Raw genomic sequence first — 17,584 nt, forward strand, 5'->3', positions numbered from 1 at the left:
AATATTGTCATATAGAAATATGACAGCATACGCGCAATGCGTATGCTGTATTGCTGGCAACGTTTTTTAAGAAATCGGGGACATTTTTCATGCCCCCAATTTTTCCGCTACGCGCGCCAGGCAGCTTGCGCAGTGTTACGTATAGCTTCAATAGCCTCTGCTGGACTTGCAGCACCATAAACTGCAGAACCAGCAACAAGCACATCTGCTCCAGCTTCTGCAACTGTTGCAGCAGTGGAAGGACTCACACCACCATCAACTTGAATATGCGTCGACAAGCCACGGCGAGTAATCTCATCCCGCAAGCGACGAACCTTATTCATTTGATTACTCAGGAACTTCTGACCACCAAAACCTGGTTCAACAGTCATAATCAGAACCATGTCAAACTCGTCGAGAATATCAAAAATAGGTTCTACCGGCTCCGCAGGGCGCACAGCGAAGCAAGCTTTACAACCCATATCGCGAAGCTGACGTGCTAAACGCACAGGAGCATGAGTAGCTCCCATATGGAAACTGACAGAGGCAGCTCCAAGTTTAGCGTACTCTGGAGCCCAACGATCTGGATCCTCAATCATCAAATGTACGTCAACTGGAAGTTTAGTAACCTCACAAATTCGCTTAACAATTGGTTCACCCAAAGTTAAGTTAGGTACAAAGTGATGATCCATCACATCAACGTGAACAAGATCCGCATTAGAAATTGCATCAAGATCGCGTTCAAGATTACAAAAATCTGCGGAAAGAATACTAGGTGCTATTTGTATATTCATACGTTCCATTCTAGGAAATGCAAGCGACGATTACACCATATAACAGCAGACTCACACATGAACTTGCTATTACATACCAACTACTTATGAGAAGTACACTGCGCTTCACGTTCTTTTTCATCTGATGTTACATCGATAAGACGCTCAACAAGCTCATCGCGCGTACTAGCACTACGCTGCAATAAAATAACGCACAAAGCCGCTAGAAGGAAAACAAGTATTGAAACCCATACATTAATACGCACACCTAAGAAAACATGCGAAAAATCAATACGCAGTGCTTCAATCCAAACTCGGCCTGCGGTATACCACATAACATATAGCGCAAATAAAGAACCAGCACGTAACTTTTGAACAAGAACTTTACCAAAGCCAATAAGCAAGGCTGCACCAATGAAATTCCAAATCATCTCATACAAGAATGTTGGATGAAACAGTGTGCCAGCAGGACAGGTTAACCCATCATAACAGCGCTCACTGTGACCAATAGCTTGAGTAGCAGCATAATTCAACTTCAAACCCCAAGGCAATGTTGTTGGTGCGCCATAAAGTTCTTGATTAAACCAATTGCCAAGTCTACCAACACCTTGCGCAATAAGTATTGCAGGAGCTGCCGCATCAGCGAGTAAACCAATAGGATATTTGCGATATTTACATAAAGCACATGCTGCCAGCGATCCTAAGAATATTCCTCCCCAAATGCCAAGACCGCCGTTCCAGATTCTGAAAATTTCAAAGAAATCGCCATGCGAACCAAAAAACTTTTCAGGAGTGGTAATAACATGATACAAACGTGCACCAATTATTCCAGCAGGCAAGCTTACGAGAACAAGGTCAAGAATCTGATTAAAATCGCCACCTACACGTTTCCATCGACGCGTAGTAATACACATTGCTATTAAGATTCCAGCAAGAATAGATAGTGCATAAAATCTAATATGTATGAATCCAAGCGTCAACTGTGAAATGCTTGGTGAAGGAATATAACAAATCGTCATAATGCCAACTTTAATAAAAACTCGTGATTGAACTCAAAACACATCTTAAAGATGCGCAAGCTGTAACAACACTAACAACACAGGACCACATAGCAGAATGGAGTCTACACGATCAAGCACCCCACCATGACCCTTCAGTAAATGACCCATGTCTTTAATACCAATATCTCGCTTAAGCATCGAAGCACACAAATCACCAAAAGTGCCCACTATTCCTGAGGCAATACCCATTACTAAAGGCATCCACCAACAAGTAAACCAAGCAGAACCGTAGAAGCCAGCAACAATTGCGTATGCGCCTATGATTGCAAAAAGCATAGAACCGACTAAGCCTTCAATAGATTTCTTCGGCGAAATGCGAGGTGAAAGCTTATGCTTACCAAGCCAAGCACCAGCAAACAATCCGCCAGTATCGCTTAATGCTGGCAAAAACACCAATAGCATGGCATGAGCTACCGCATAACGAGTACTCGTAAGAGCTAACACAATACAAGAAGCAAGTAGCGGTATGTACAACACTACAAATAATGAAACAGATGTATTGGTAAATAAAGTATGCTCATAAGCAATATGCGCAGAACCTTGAAGCTTTTTTTCTACAGCTTGCATAGTTCTCGCCGAAACAGTATTGCTCAACGTTGCACAAATAAGGGTAAGCACTAACGACGCTGTAATACCGCTAGCCATAGCGACTGCATGCCATTTTGCGTAGTAAGTGGCAAAAATAGTAAGCAGTGAGCATAAAGAAAGCGTTACGAATGGGATACGCAATCCGAGCGTTGCAAAATCAACATGCAACTCCCATAGTGCCAACACCATAAAAATAGCCATTAACACGACAAAAACATCAATGCTAATAAGCAAACAAGCAATAATTGCTACCACGAGCACGACAGCAGTTGCAATTGCTTGAGGCATGTTACGACCTGTGCGACGATTAATATCTGACAAAGTCTCGTGGGTGCCGTGTGCTGCTTCACCAGAGGTGGCAATAGCTTCTTTTACAGCGTTATCAACACGCGCTTGACTGACTACATTGGCAAAATCATGCTGTTTTTGTTGACTCATACGACACCCATTCAGATTGAAATTACAAAAATCGAGGAATAATTACAAGACTCAGACTTCCATAATTTCTTTTTGCTTGCCTTCAAGCAAAACATCTAAAGAATCAGTAACTTGCTTAGTTACTTTATCAAGTTCTTTCAGTAAACGATCACCCTCATCTTCACCAAGATCACCGTCTTTAACTGACTTATCAATAGATTCCTTAGCTTTACGACGAATATTACGTACTGCTACTTTTCCTTCTTCGGCTTTACTCTTAGCAAGTTTGACATATTCTTTACGACGTTCTTCAGTAAGTTCAGGCATAGTCACGCGAATAACATTGCCATCACGATTAGGACTGACACCCAAATCAGAATCACGAATAGCTTTCTCAACAGCATTTGCTTGAGAAGCATCAAAAGGAGTAACAGCAAGGGTGCGAGGCTCAGGAACACCGATCGAAGCAACAGCTTTAATTGGCGTTGGCGCACCATAATAATCAACCATAATACCATTCAGTAAAGCAGGATTAGCACGACCAGTGCGAATACCCATGAAATTTTCTTTGGTTGCCTCTACAGATTTATTCATCTGTTCTTTTGCTTGATCAATGATTGCTGACATATATTCTCCTTTTGTGTTCTATACATATTTCACATATATACTCGAAAATAAACTTGCATAAACTTATGCGTAAATTTCATTTCGTATGTACTCAACAATTGCGTACATATCAAGCGCTATTCGGATTGTTGTTACGCAAATGTAGGTTCTGCATCTGACACTAACGTACCAATAGACTCACCAACAAGCGCGCGAGTTACGTTGCCTTCACCTTCTAAACCAAATACGCGAATTTTTTGATTATTATCGCGAGCCATAGAGAGCGCTGAGGCATCCATTACAGCTAAACCATCAACAAGAGCCTTATGGTAGCTAAGTGTGACAAATTTTCTAGCATTTGAATCTTTACGAGGATCCGCACTGTAAACTCCATCAACACCATTCTTACCCATAAGAACTTCATCACAGTGAATTTCCAAAGAACGTTGAATAGATACAGTATCTGTAGAGAAGTATGGCATACCAGCACCAGCACCAAAAATAACTACTCGCCCTTTTTCAAGATGACGAATAGCTTTCAAAGGAATATACGGCTCGGCAACTTGACCCATAGTAATGGCTGTTTGAACGCGCGTTGCTTGACCTGCTTGCTCAAGAAAATCTTGAAGAGCTAAGCAATTCATAACAGTACCTAACATACCCATGTAATCACCACGACTGCGATCAATACCAGCCTGCTGCAATTCCGCTCCCCTAAAGAAGTTACCGCCGCCGACAACAATAGCAACTTGAACGCCATCAAGTACTGCAGTCATGATTTCCCCAGCAATTCTACGAATAACATGAGTATCAATACCGACAGCACCGCCACCAAATGCTTCACCAGAAAGCTTTAATAAAACCCTACGGGACTTGCTTCCCTTCGTTTGCGCAATAGCCATACAGATTCCTCCAGTCATCATGGCGAATGCAAGCATATCTTTGCCAGTCTATCTATTATTCACGACACTCAAAACACATAATTTAATTGACTGTTTCATCATCATAAAAGTTACTTGATATTGTTCAGTTTCTATCTGTTCTACAAAATAATCCCTGCTGCTCAATACTAGCCAACAATATTACGCACATTAAGCTAGCAATGAAATATAAAAATGGGCTGTGTGCAACTTGTACACACAACCCTATAATTAAGCGCCAAAACTGACTCTTAGCATAAGCAATGCTTATTCAGCAGCACCCTTGCCAACTTCAACACGAGCGAAGGCGAAAGCAGTACCGCCAACTTCCTTGAACAAGTCACCAACAGTCTTGGAAGGATCCTTGACATAAGCCTGCTCAAGAAGAACAGTTTCCTTGAAGAAGGCGTTCATACGACCTTCAACAATCTTCGGAACAATCTTCTCTGGCTTGCCTTCAGCCAAAGACTTCTCAGTAGCAACGCGACGCTCAGACTCCAAAACTTCTTCTGGAACATCTTCGCGGCGAAGCCACTGAGCACCCATAGCGGAAATCTGCAAAGCTGCCTCGTGAGCAACCTTTGCGCCAGCTTCGTCAGTAGCAATCATAGAAACGATGCTTGGAGGCAATTCTACGGACTTCTTGTGAGCATAAATCTCAACGTGTGGACCGCTTACCTTAGCTACCTGACCAACCTTGACGTGCTCGCCAAACAAAGCCGCTGCTTCTTCAACAGATTCCTTAACGGTTGCGCCATCAGCTGGAGCTGCAAGTACTTCTTCAGCAGTAGAAGCATTAGCTTCAACAGCATGGTCAAGAACAGTGTTAGAGAATTCCACAAACTTAGGGGTCTTTGCCACGAAGTCAGTTTCAGAATTCAACTCAACTGCATAACCAGTTTCGCCTTCAGCAGACTTAACAACCTTAGAAGCGATGGTGCCTTCCTGAGCCTTACGACCCTCACGCTTACCAGCGGCCTGAATACCCTTTGCGCGGATGATTTCCTTAGCGCGGGCAACGTCGCCTTCAGCTTCAGTAAGAGCTTTTTTAACGTCCATCATGCCGGCGCCAGTTTCTTCACGCACCTGCTTAATCAACGCTGCAGTAATTGCTGCCATTTTGTTCTCCTCGTATCAATATGATTCTTAAAGCTGCAAAATACAACTCATTCATTGAATCTTGCAGCTTTATGTAAGAATCTGGTTGCAAATTAGCTTATCAGGCGTTTGCCTCAGTTTTTTCTTCCTCAGCAGGCTTAGCTTCAGCTTCGCCTTCCTTGGTAAGAAGTTCCTTTTCCCAAGCTGCCATTGGCTGAGCTTCAGCGCCTTCGGACTTAGCGCCCTTACCAGCATGCTCAAGCAAGCCTTCAGCAACAGCATCAGCCATCAAGCTGGTTAACAATTCAACGCCACGAATAGCGTCATCGTTAGCTGGGATTGGGTACTCAACAGCTTCAGGATCGGTGTTAGTATCAACGATTGCCACAACTGGAATACCAAGCTTATGAGCTTCCTCAACAGCCAAAGCTTCCTTGTTAATATCAACAACGAACATGGCAGATGGGGTACGGTTCATGTTGCGAATACCACCGAGCTGCTTGGAAAGCTTATCTTTCTCACGCTCGAGAAGCAAAAGTTCCTTCTTGGTCAAACCAGAGCCGCGAACATCGCTGAAGTCCATTTCCTCAAGTTCCTTCAAGCGCTTTACGCGAGTAGAAACAGTCTGGAAGTTAGTTAACATACCACCAAGCCAACGCTCGCAAACGTAAGGCATGTTTACGCGAGTTGCCTGATTCTGTACAGCTTCCTGAGCCTGCTTCTTAGTGCCTACGAAAAGAACAGTGCCGTTGTGAGCAACAGTCTGCTTAACGAAGTCATAAGCCTTGTCGATCATGTCGAGAGACTTGAACAAATTGATGATATGAATACCATTGCGCTGAGTAAGAATGAACTGCTTCATCTTTGGATTCCAGCGACGAGTCTGATGACCGAAGTGCAAACCAGCCTTCAGCATTTCGCTCATGGTAATCTGTGCCATATCTTTATACCTTTCTTGTCGGTTCTTGCCTGGCCATGCCTGTTCGCATGCAACTTGGCTTGACATACTGTCTTAACCCAAGCCGACCGACACGAACGGACGCGTACATGGCGCGTATTTGCGAATCCTTGTAGACAATAAAAGCGAGCACTTATATAACGCGACAATACTCATGCTCAAAACGGACACGCCAAACGCGATTGTAACAGATACTCAATACTAAAAAACCGATACTTCTGCTCTATGTCATAACAGAAATACCGGTTCTTATATCATTACTATTGCGCACAAACGATTACATACAAAACTATGATCGTATATTGTTGCGCAATTCCCTCATAGCTTGGCGACGAACATCTTTTTCGAGTCTATCTAAATAAACATGACCATCTAAATGATCACACTCATGCTGCAGCATGCGTGCCATAAGTCCTTCACCTTCAAGCACCACAGTCTTGCCATCTAAATCAATACCACGCGCACGAGCATGATTATACCTACGAGTTTTGTACCATAATCCTGGAACAGATAAACAACCTTCATCATCGTATTGCTCACCACTCAGTTCCTCAAGAACTGGATTCAAAATATAGCCAATACGACCATCAATATTATAGGAGAAAGCTCTAAGACTTACACCAATTTGATTAGCTGATAATCCCGCTCGCCCTGGATCATTCACTGTTTCTAGCAAATCTTCAACTAAATGCCTCACAGCTGGCGTAATCTCGCGAATCTCATCGCAAGGCGTGCGCAGCACAGGATCCGGAACAACACGGATTTTTCTAACAGTCACTCAAACTCCTTCATTGTACAAGTAACCTTCGTAAAAATTAGTTTCTACTACAGATTAACAGATTCTTCTTTGTTATCTTTAGTATCTTTACTATCACGAGAGGTCGAAGAAGAATCAGTAGCTGCTTCCTCACCAAAATGCTTAAGATGAGTTGCAGCTTGATCAATAGCCTGACGAACACGCGGAGTCATAACTTCCTGAGCTTGCTTCACAGTTTCTTGCGCCTGTTTCACTGTTTCAGTAGTTTTATCAAGAATCTTAACGGTTGCTGGCAATGGTCGAATATTCGGCTTTGGAGCGTACAACTGTGTCTCAATAATATCAGCATATTGTGCAAGAATTTTCGGACGAACAATTTTCATGCTTGGTGTCAAAGTTCCTGCATCCTGCGTAAATTCATCCTGCAAGATGACAAACTTACGAACCGATTCTGCGCGAGAAACCGTGCTATTAGCTTGATCAATAAATTGCTGTACAACTGAACGAACAGCATCATTTGCAGCAATCTCACTCATAGGAAGATTAATATCCATACCCTTCGTTTTCAGCCATGAATGAACCATATCTGGATCTAATTCGATAAGTGCAGAAACGAACGGCTTACCATCACCAACAACTACTGCATGAGAAACTAATGGGCATTGTGAAATGATACTTTCCATAGGAGCTGGGCTTATATTTTTGCCTCCAGCCGTAATAATAATATCCTTCTTGCGCCCCGTGATAGAAAGGAAACCTTCATCATCAATCTCACCAAGATCGCCAGAATGCAACCAGCCATCTTCATCAAGAACTTCTGCAGTCAGTTCAGGCTTATTATAGTAACCCATAAAAACGTTAGGGCCTTTGATAAGAACTTCATCATCATCTGCAAGACGAATAGTAATTCCAGGACCCGGACGTCCTACTGAACCAACTTGATTTGCGTGCTCAAAATTAACAACACATGGAGCTGCAGTTTCAGTCATACCATAGCCCTGAATAAACGTAATTCCATCAAGACCGTTGAAGAAATGCGCTAAATCAGCATTAATTGGAGCACCACCGCAAGCTAGCCAAGAAAGATTTGGTCCCAAAGCTGAACGAATAGAAGATCCAACAGTCTTCATATACAGAGCATGATTCATACGAGCTGCGAGCGAGTGAGCTTTACCATCGACGTTATCGCGAGACCATTGGATGAAGTGCTTAACTGCCTTGGCAAAAATACGACCACGAATACCAGCACCAGCCTTTTGAGATGCAGCATTATACACTTTCTCAAAAACTCGCGGTACACCAAGTAAGTAAGTCGGCTTAAAACTACGCAAATCAGCTAATAAATGTTTTGCGTTCGGAACATAACCAATAACACCATGCGCACCAATCGCAACATATTGAATATAGCGAGCAAAACAATGTGCTAAAGGAAGGAACAGCAGCAAACGGTTAGGTTTACAAAGCATGTCACTTAACACATCATACCCAGCATACACAATATGCGTAAAGTTACGGTGCGAAAGCATAGCACCCTTCGGTTTGCCAGTAGAACCAGAAGTGTACACAATCGTAGCTAAGTCATCGGCTTTAACTGCAGCAACACATTGATTAAGTTCATCGTCATCGATAGTTTTACCAAAATCAATCACAGCTTCTAAGCCGCCAGCTTTAAAGTTAAAGACTGTTTTCAACGTGATGCGTTTATGATCTTGGCGCACACGTTCTAAACACTGAGCATGAACGTCATCACCAGCAAAAGCAATAACTGGCTTCACCTCATCAATAATATCTGCAGCTTGCAGCGCAGAGTCAGTCTCGTAAATAGGAATACTTACAGCACCAATGCATGCACAAGCGAAATCAACAATACCCCACTCATAGCAGGTAGCAGCATAAATAACAACTTTTGAACCGTGATGCACACCAAGTGCAATTAAACCACGCGCCGCAGCACGAACTTTATTGAGCATCTCAGCAGCAGTAACATCATGCCATTGGCGAGTATCTTCATCTTGCCATTGCGCAATAACTCCCTGAGGGTCACGCATAGCACGGTTGGCGAGGAGGGAATAAATAGTATCACCGTCTTGAGTTGGGTGAATGGCTTCTACAGCAAATTCTCGGAGCATAGTATTCATTGTACTTGATAGCAAAGTCGACACCACTGCACTTATTACAAAAATTTGTACTTAATATTGTTATTTACAAACAAAATAATAAGAAATAAAAAAGTTTGGAACTTAATTCACACATGTATACTATTTGGCACTTGGGATACGCGATGGCATACACGATGGCATACACAAAAACTTTCGTCATATTATGCACCAGTACTGAAACTTTTTATAGTTACCTCTTTCTTAAAAAAGAACGGCTTAGCGAATTACCACTAAGCCGTAAATTGTATTATTGCAAATTATTACAAATACATATTTTATTTACACGTTATTAGCGCACATCCTGATGGAATGGATTGAATACAACGCTACAACGTTGGAAACTTTTTACATCCACATAGCCAGTAGATGCCATGGTACGACGCAGCGCGCCAACAAAGTTTGTAGTACCGTCAGCTTCATGACTTGGCCCAAAAAGAATGTTTTCTAAAGGAGCCACTGTGCCAACATGAGTACGCATACCGCGTGGCAGTGTTGCATGACGAGCTTCAGCACCCCAATGAGTGCCACGACCTGGGGCTTCAGTAGCACGAGCCAAAGGAGTGCTGAGCATAACAGCGTCAGCACCCATAGCAAGTGCCTTAATAAAGTTGCCAGAATTACCCATTCCACCGTCCGCAATAATCTGCACGTAACGACCACCGGACTCATCCATATAATCTCGGCGAGCTTCAGCAACATCAGCAATTGCAGTAGCCATAGGCGCCTGCACGCCCAAAGTATTCATAGTTGCAGACACGGCACCACCGCCGAATCCAACAAGAATACCTGCAGCACCGGTGCGCATTAAATGCAAAGCAGAAGTGTAATCAGCACAACCGCCAACAATAACAGGCACATCAAGATCATAAATAAATTTCTTTAAATCAAGAGGATCATGATCTTGAGAAACATGTTCTGCAGACACAGCAGTTCCACGAATAACAAATAAGTCAACGCCAGCTTCAAGAACAGTATTATAAAATTCCTGCGTTCGTTGTGGAGAAAGAGCTCCAGCAACAGTAACACCAGCGTCACGAATAGTGTGCAATCGTTTTACGATTAATTCCGGCTTAATTGGTTCAGCGTAGATTTCCTGAATACGACGAGTTGCAATATCAGATGGAAGCTCAGATATTTCCTTCAACAACGGCTCTGGATTCTCGTAGCGAGTCCATAAGCCCTCCAAATCGAGAACTCCAAGACCACCCATTTGACCGATTGCAATTGCTGTATCTGGGCTTGTTACTGAATCCATTGGAGCAGCAAGGATTGGAATATCAAACGTGTAGGCATCTACTTGCCATGCAGTAGATACAGCTTGCGGATCACGCGAACGGCGCGAAGGAAGGATAGCAATATCGTCGAGCGAATATGCAACTCGGGCTTTTTTGCCCAAACCAATTTCAATTTCCTGAGACATACTTCTTAGGCTAGTGCCTTATACTGACGAAGTGTCGCGCTCAACGATGTCATGTTATTTCTTGTAGCATAATTGCAAGAAAAACAAGATTTTATGCAAAATTTACAGAACTTCTCAGGCTTTTACAAAATACTAACTGTATAATAGATACGATTAGTGCTTGTTTATAGCATTTTGATACTCCCTGCAAACAGTAATGTGTATAATTCAACACACTCAAACTCGTTTATTTTCAAAGCATTGAATAAATATTTTGTAATTTATCCACATTTTTGTTAATTCTTCAGTTCAGCAAAAATTACCTTGTAAGCTTTTATCTAAACTTGCTGCATGTACAAGATACACACTCAGCAGGCGCTCAATAGTAACAATTTTTACCAAGAGAAAGGATAGGAGAAGAATATGAAAATTGATTTTGTTGATGCGTACAGCATGGAAAACCAGGATGACGACGATGAGCACACCGATGAGTCGATGCACAATAGTCACGACAAGCGCGAACGCATACCACGCATTACTACTATCAAACATTATTTGCCTGTTCATGAAGGAAAATTGCGTATTGGTTTTTCGCGCGGCTATTTAGAATATCACGTTGGCATGTGCTATTTCGATAATCGCGATGAGGAAGCATTTATTAATTTGGCGTTGAAAACTTGCCAAATCGCGTGTATTGCTGCAGATATTTCTCGCGGTAGACCTATTTCTCCAGCAATGTCTAAATTGCTCACTCCGAAATGCATGAATAAACTGTCCAATATGTGGAAACTAATGGATGAGTACTTTAGCGATCAACATGATACAGAATCTCGTTCAGCAATACGAAAGTTTCCTGCGGTTCCAGTGTTATTTAACGGCATGCTAGTAAGTCCGACTCATTTTGAAGGAGTTGTGCATATTATTGCAGGACAAACACAATATTGGGTTTCATTAGCCTTGGAACTACGGTACAACAAATGGATTTGCACATATGCAGACTTAGGTTAGCCAGCATATTACAAAAGAAAACAAGCACGTAATTAAAACACGTAATTTTAGAAATAGAAAAATAAGTATTTTGTGTACATATGTTCGGCAACAGATTACAACTACATACAGAAACTCCTTCTTGCGGCTTAATTTTGCACTACCGATATTGCATAATTATAAGAACGTAAGAAGGAGTTCGATCAAAATTTCAAAACAACCTTCTCAATAACACTTCTTTTCATATTTCAAGATTTTCATCGCACGAATTGATAAACTGCACATTGCTAAAACAGATTATTCATAGCTCAGATTTATCTGTAGCATCTTTATGCTCGTGTAAGAAGCGATAAATAGTTTGCGCTTTACTTTCACCAATACCAGGAACTTTTTGCAATTCATCTATTGAAGCTTTTCTCACTGCTTTTAAAGATCCAAAAACAGCAAGCAACCGTTTGCGATATACTGTACCAATTCCAGGAATAGTGTCAAAAGTTGAGTACAATGCACCTTTCCTGCGACGCTTACGATGATAAGTAATAGCAAAACGATGAGACTCATCTCTTGCTCGCTGCAACAAATATAACCCTTCTGAACTACGCTTCAAAATAATTGGATAATCTTCGTCAGGAAGCCACACTTCTTCAAGTTTCTTAGCTAAGCCACAAACAGTAATATTGCTCATACCAGCATCTAACATCGCTCGCCTAGCAGATTTGGCTTGCTCTTTTCCACCATCGATAATAATGAGTTGAGGCTTATAAGCAAAATGCTGATACCCACCCCCGGTTCCAACCTTCACATCAACATGCGTAAATCTTCGAGATATAGTTTCATACACGGCACTTAAATCATCAAGTTTACCAACACCATTCTTACCACGAATAACAAAATGACGATATTCACTAGGGCAAGCAATCCCATCTTCAAACACAACCATAGAAGCAACCTGATAACTGCCATCTACAGTGTTTGAAATATCGTAACATTCAATGCGCAAAGGCGCTTCTTTCATACCAAGAGCTTTTGCGATTTCATTCATAGCTTCAGTTCGCATGGCTATGCTATTAATTCGGCTTGATTTTATGCGTGTTAACGCTTGCGAAGCGTTATCGTTTGCTCGTTCCATAAGAGCACGCTTTTCACCTCGCTCAGCCACTCGAATACTCACTTGAGAACCACGTATAGCACTAAGCCACAATTCAAGTTCTTGCTGACGATCTTCAGGAATTGCAACTGGTACTATAATTTCGCGCGGAACTGGAGCAATTGGAGCAAGTAAATCTTCACGACCTGTAATCTCTTGACGTTCACGGCGAGTTTTAGTAGCTTGCGCTCGTAAATTAACATCCGTTGCAGTGGATTGCTGCGTGCTGCCAACAGCATCTCGAACTTGCGTAATATGAAGAGAGTCACGCTGCAACGATAAAGAGGATTGCTGCTCATATTCTGCATAGACATGAGTGATTAAATCAGCCATGAGTTCACCGTCATGAACCTGCTCATTGCGTTCTACTGACCAATTACGCTCGCCACGAATCATGCCTGCGCGCACAAAAAACACATGAATTGACGCTTCAAGCTCATCTGTGCAAAAACCAAATACGTCAGCTTCTACATCTTCGTCAAAAACTACTGCATTCTGCTGCAAAACAGTACGCAAAACTGCAATCTCATCACGCAATTTAGCTGCACGCTCAAACTCTAAATCATCACTTGCTTGCTTCATATCACGCGTAATTTGAGTAATATACGATGATCCTATACTGCCAGTAAGCACTCCTACTACATGTTTAACTAAATCACGATGCTCAGTAGGATTAATATTGCCAATGCACGGGGCTGAACATTTACCAATTGACGCAAGTAAGCAGGGGCGTCCTGTTCTATGAGCTTTCTGAAAAACAGCTGCTGAACATGTTCTCACCGGGAATGTTTTGAGTAAAGAATCTAAGCTGTGACGCAATGGTCGCACTTGCGCATATGGTCCAAAATATTGCGTATTTCGTGCTCCGCGATTTCGAGTAATCCATACTCTAGGGAAAGTTTCACCTACCGATGCTGCAACATACGGATACGTTTTATCGTCTCGAAAAACAACGTTAAAACGTGGGTCAAATGCTTTGATCCACGTATATTCAAGAGTAAGTGCTTCAAACTCCGTTGCGACAACAGTCCATTCTAAACTTCTAGCGGCGAGCACCATTGATTGCGTGCGAGGGTGCAATTGGTAAAGAGGCTGAAAATAATTTGCTAAGCGGTTGCGCAAATTTTTTGCTTTTCCAACGTAAATAACTCTCCCTTCGCCATCACGCCACTTGTACACACCAGGTTGCGCCGGAATATCTTGAGAAGCTGGGCGAAATAAGTCGCGACTATCCCCCAATAATGGTGCTCCAAAAGCATTTACTTTTTTGCTGTCAACTTCTGAATCTTCCAACAATTGTTTATCTTCCATAACTTTTGTTTTGTGCCATTTTTGAGGAGTTTGTATTCGATTTTGTTCATGTCTACTAGCTAATTGATATGAATTTTCACGAGAGTTATTATCCTGCATTTTCACCTCCTTTCGTAAACACCCTTTCGTAAATACCCTTTGATGAATATCTTGTTATAAACCTTTTATTGAATAATATTTGCGCAATATTCATAGAGTTTAACGCTATATTTTTTATGTTCAGAAATTTCTTAATACTAATTTTTTTAAGCATTTAGTATTGGCTTAAGGAATTTGCCAGTCCAACTTGCCTCACATAGTGAAACAGTTTCCGGACTTCCTTCCGCAACAACTGTTCCGCCAGAATCTCCACCTTCAGGTCCCAAATCAATAATCCAATCAGCAGACTTTACAACATCGAGATTATGCTCAATAACAATAACGCTATTGCCTTTATCTACCAACGATTGTAAAACATTCAGCAACTTTCTAACATCCTCAAAATGCAAGCCAGTAGTCGGCTCGTCAAGAATATACACTGTTTTGCCGGTTGATCTTCTCTGCAATTCTGTAGCAAGTTTTACACGCTGAGACTCTCCACCAGAAAGCGTAGGAGCGCTTTGACCTAAACGAATATAACCTAATCCAACTTGAACCAAAGTATCCAAATATCGCGCAATAGACGGGTATGCTTTGAAAAATACTGCAGCTTCTGAAATTGGCATGTCAAGAACGTCAGAAACTGACTTTCCGTTATAGGTTACTTCCAAGGTTTCACGATTGTAGCGTTTTCCGTGACAGACTTCGCATTCTACATACACATCCGGCAGGAAGTTCATCTCAATTTTTAAGGTACCGTCACCATGGCAGGCTTCACAACGACCACCTTTAACATTGAATGAGAATCTTCCAGGACCATAGCCTCTAACTTTTGCTTCGGGAGTTTGGGCAAAAAGCGTGCGAATTTTATCCCACACGCCAGTGTACGTTGCAGGATTAGAACGCGGAGTTCGACCGATAGGGTTTTGATCAACGTGAACTACTTTATCGCAATATTCCAAGCCTTCCACACGCTTGTGTTTTCCAGGAACTATGCGAGCGCCGTTGAGTTTATCCGCAAGAACTGGATACAAAATTGAGTTAATGAGGGTTGATTTTCCAGATCCCGATACTCCTGTGATGCAAGTAAACACTCCTAGCGGTATACTCACGTCTATATTTTTGAGATTATGCTCGCGAGCGCCAATAATGTGTAGCATTTGCTCTGGGTTTATTGAGCGACGATTTTTGGGTACTTCTATCGTTCGTCTTCTAGCAATGTAGTCGCCTGTGATTGAGCGTTGTGCTTTTACAATATTTGCTGACGGTCCAGAGTACACTACTTCTCCGCCATGTTCTCCTGCTTCTGGACCAATGTCAACTAGCCAATCTGCTTCACGAATGGTTTCTTCATCATGTTCTACAACAATAAGCGTGTTTCCTAGGTTTCTTAGGTGGTGCAAGGTTTCGATGAGACGTTCGTTATCTCGCTGGTGCAATCCAATAGATGGTTCGTCTAGCACGTACATAACGCCAACTAATCCTGAGCCTATTTGTGTAGCTAAGCGGATTCGTTGTGCTTCGCCTCCTGATAAGGTTTTTGCAGCTCTTGAAAGGGTTAAGTAGCTTAATCCTACGTCGTTTAAGAAGCCAAGTCGCGCACGTATTTCTTTGAGCACTTCTCCTGCGATAAGTGCTTTGGAACCTTCTAATTGTAGTGAGTTAACCCATGCTAGGCTACGTTCTACTGGCATATCGCAAACTTCAGCTATTGATGTGTCTGCTACTGTAACTGCTAGTACTTCTGGACGTAAACGTTTTCCATGACATTTTTGGCATGGAACTTCGCGCATGTATGATTCGTAGTATTGGCGCATTTGCTCTGAATCAGTTTCGTCATGTTTGCGCATCAGCGTTCTGACTACGCCTTCAAAGCCTGTTGAGTATTCGCGCTGCCTACCCCACCTGTTTTTGTAGGAGACTTTTACGCTAAAATCATGTCCGTACATGATTGCATGCTGTACGTCTTCTGGAAGATTTTTCCAAGGCGTATTCATGCTGAATCCCATATCTTGAGCAAGCCCTGAAAGCACATGCTGATAGTACATTCCTGCAGCTTTGTTCATTGCCCAAGGTTCAATAGCTCCTTGTGCGAGCGATTTGTCTGGATTGGGAATAACAAGTTCAGGATCAATTTCAAGTTTGTAGCCTATTCCAGAACATTCTGCGCACGCTCCGTATGGCGCGTTAAATGAGAATGTTCTAGGTTCAATTTCTTCAAGATCTAGCTTGTGATTATGAGGGCAAGACCTGTGTTCGGAAAATGATTGGCGCCTGTTTGGAGAATTTTCTGGCTCGTCAACAAAATCTGCAACCATCACTCCTTGAGAAAGTTGTAATGCTGTTTCTATTGAGTCTGTTAAACGAACTCGAATACCTTCTTTTATAACTATTCGATCGATTACTACTTCAATAGTGTGTTTTTTCTGTTTTTCAAGCGTAATATCTTCAGAAAGTTCATGCATTTGACCGTCAATAATTGCGCGCGCATACCCGTCTGCTCTCAATAGTTCAAGCGTATCTTTGAATTCTCCTTTGCGTCCTCGCACAACAGGTGCCAAAATTTGTAAACGGGTACGCTCGGGCATAGCTAGCAAAGTATCAGTCATCTGTTGAGGAGTTTGTGCACTTACCAACTCACCACATTCAGGGCAGTGAGGAACTCCAATTCTAGCGAACAGTAATCGTAAATAATCGTATATTTCAGTAATGGTTCCAACAGTAGATCGAGGGTTACGATTGGTGGTTTTTTGGTCAATAGAGACTGCTGGGCTTAAGCCTTCTATGAAATCTACATCCGGCTTATCCATGCGTCCTAAAAATTGGCGAGCATACGCACTAAGCGACTCAACATAACGCCTTTGACCTTCCGCAAATAACGTGTCAAAAGCAAGCGAAGATTTGCCTGAACCAGAAAGTCCCGTAAAAACAACCATACGGTTTCTAGGAATCGACAAACTCACGTTCTTAAGATTATGCTCGCGCGCTCCTTGAATAGTTATTTTCCATTCTGTAGGTACATGAGATAAATCAGATATCAGTGTTCCATTACTATCACACAAAGGCGCTTTATCAAGTAATGCTTGCAATGTGTCAGATTGCGTATAAAGTTGCCTACTCATAAAACCTCCACACTCACTCATAATCATCCGCATATTCCCAACCAATATGCACGTACTCGATAAATAGCAATCATAGAACAAGCGTTCAAAAAGTAAAGTTTGCTTCAGCATACTCTTTACGAATACGAGTACACAAAACTCAGAAAGATTACGCATATAAACGTTCGTGACTACTACACGGTATAATAGTGAGTTTGGCTAATACTTTACTTAGTACATATAGA

At 42.1% G+C, this 17,584-nt stretch carries 13 protein-coding genes; 1 reads left to right on the plus strand and 12 read right to left on the minus strand.

The features are described 5' to 3' along the window. Positions 1-107 precede the first annotated feature (107 nt). The 10 genes from rpe to HXT28_RS02885 all read right to left on the minus strand — a co-directional run bounded on the left by rpe (position 108) and on the right by HXT28_RS02885 (position 10,736). Complete coding sequence (gene rpe, locus HXT28_RS02840; RefSeq protein ID WP_032814362.1) at positions 108-773, minus strand: ribulose-phosphate 3-epimerase; 666 nt, start codon at positions 771-773, stop codon at positions 108-110. 80 nt (positions 774-853) lie between these two features. After that, on the minus strand, positions 854-1,771 hold the full coding sequence (lgt, locus tag HXT28_RS02845) for a prolipoprotein diacylglyceryl transferase (protein ID WP_422113638.1): 918 nt from the start codon (positions 1,769-1,771) through the stop codon (positions 854-856). A 45-nt stretch (positions 1,772-1,816) separates the two neighbouring features. Beyond that, positions 1,817-2,839: a phosphatidate cytidylyltransferase gene (locus HXT28_RS02850; protein WP_422113639.1), complete on the minus strand. Its 1,023-nt coding sequence runs from the start codon at positions 2,837-2,839 to the stop codon at positions 1,817-1,819. Between the two features lie 51 nt (positions 2,840-2,890). Continuing rightward, complete coding sequence (frr, locus tag HXT28_RS02855; protein ID WP_016636634.1) at positions 2,891-3,445, minus strand: ribosome recycling factor; 555 nt, start codon at positions 3,443-3,445, stop codon at positions 2,891-2,893. Positions 3,446-3,576: 131 nt separating this feature from the next. Continuing rightward, positions 3,577-4,326 (minus strand): UMP kinase, encoded by a 750-nt coding sequence (pyrH, locus tag HXT28_RS02860; protein ID WP_032814353.1) that lies wholly within the window; start codon positions 4,324-4,326, stop codon positions 3,577-3,579. Positions 4,327-4,611: 285 nt separating this feature from the next. Beyond that, positions 4,612-5,463 carry a translation elongation factor Ts gene (tsf, locus tag HXT28_RS02865; protein ID WP_016636636.1) on the minus strand — a complete coding sequence of 284 codons (852 nt, stop codon included), beginning with the start codon at positions 5,461-5,463 and terminating at the stop codon, positions 4,612-4,614. A gap of 100 nt (positions 5,464-5,563) precedes the next feature. After that, a complete protein-coding gene (gene rpsB, locus HXT28_RS02870) occupies positions 5,564-6,382 on the minus strand; it encodes a 30S ribosomal protein S2 (protein WP_032814360.1) in 819 nt (272 codons plus the stop codon). Positions 6,383-6,689: 307 nt separating this feature from the next. Beyond that, positions 6,690-7,178: a peptide deformylase gene (locus HXT28_RS02875; RefSeq protein ID WP_016636638.1), complete on the minus strand. Its 489-nt coding sequence runs from the start codon at positions 7,176-7,178 to the stop codon at positions 6,690-6,692. A gap of 47 nt (positions 7,179-7,225) precedes the next feature. Continuing rightward, positions 7,226-9,286 (minus strand): AMP-dependent synthetase/ligase, encoded by a 2,061-nt coding sequence (locus HXT28_RS02880; RefSeq protein WP_422113695.1) that lies wholly within the window; start codon positions 9,284-9,286, stop codon positions 7,226-7,228. 319 nt (positions 9,287-9,605) lie between these two features. Next, on the minus strand, positions 9,606-10,736 hold the full coding sequence (locus HXT28_RS02885; RefSeq protein ID WP_016636640.1) for a GuaB3 family IMP dehydrogenase-related protein: 1,131 nt from the start codon (positions 10,734-10,736) through the stop codon (positions 9,606-9,608). A 402-nt stretch (positions 10,737-11,138) separates the two neighbouring features. Here HXT28_RS02885 and HXT28_RS02890 point away from each other — a divergent pair, with 402 nt between their 5' ends. Beyond that, positions 11,139-11,723: a hypothetical protein gene (locus HXT28_RS02890; RefSeq protein ID WP_016636641.1), complete on the plus strand. Its 585-nt coding sequence runs from the start codon at positions 11,139-11,141 to the stop codon at positions 11,721-11,723. 280 nt (positions 11,724-12,003) lie between these two features. Here HXT28_RS02890 and uvrC read toward each other — a convergent pair whose 3' ends face one another. Next, positions 12,004-14,259 carry an excinuclease ABC subunit UvrC gene (uvrC, locus tag HXT28_RS02895; protein ID WP_422113640.1) on the minus strand — a complete coding sequence of 752 codons (2,256 nt, stop codon included), beginning with the start codon at positions 14,257-14,259 and terminating at the stop codon, positions 12,004-12,006. A gap of 146 nt (positions 14,260-14,405) precedes the next feature. Next, a complete protein-coding gene (gene uvrA, locus HXT28_RS02900) occupies positions 14,406-17,360 on the minus strand; it encodes an excinuclease ABC subunit UvrA (protein ID WP_422113641.1) in 2,955 nt (984 codons plus the stop codon). Positions 17,361-17,584 lie beyond the last annotated feature (224 nt).

This window comes from Gardnerella washingtoni, assembly GCF_049262705.1.
In the GTDB taxonomy this organism is placed as follows: domain Bacteria; phylum Actinomycetota; class Actinomycetes; order Actinomycetales; family Bifidobacteriaceae; genus Bifidobacterium; species Bifidobacterium vaginale_D.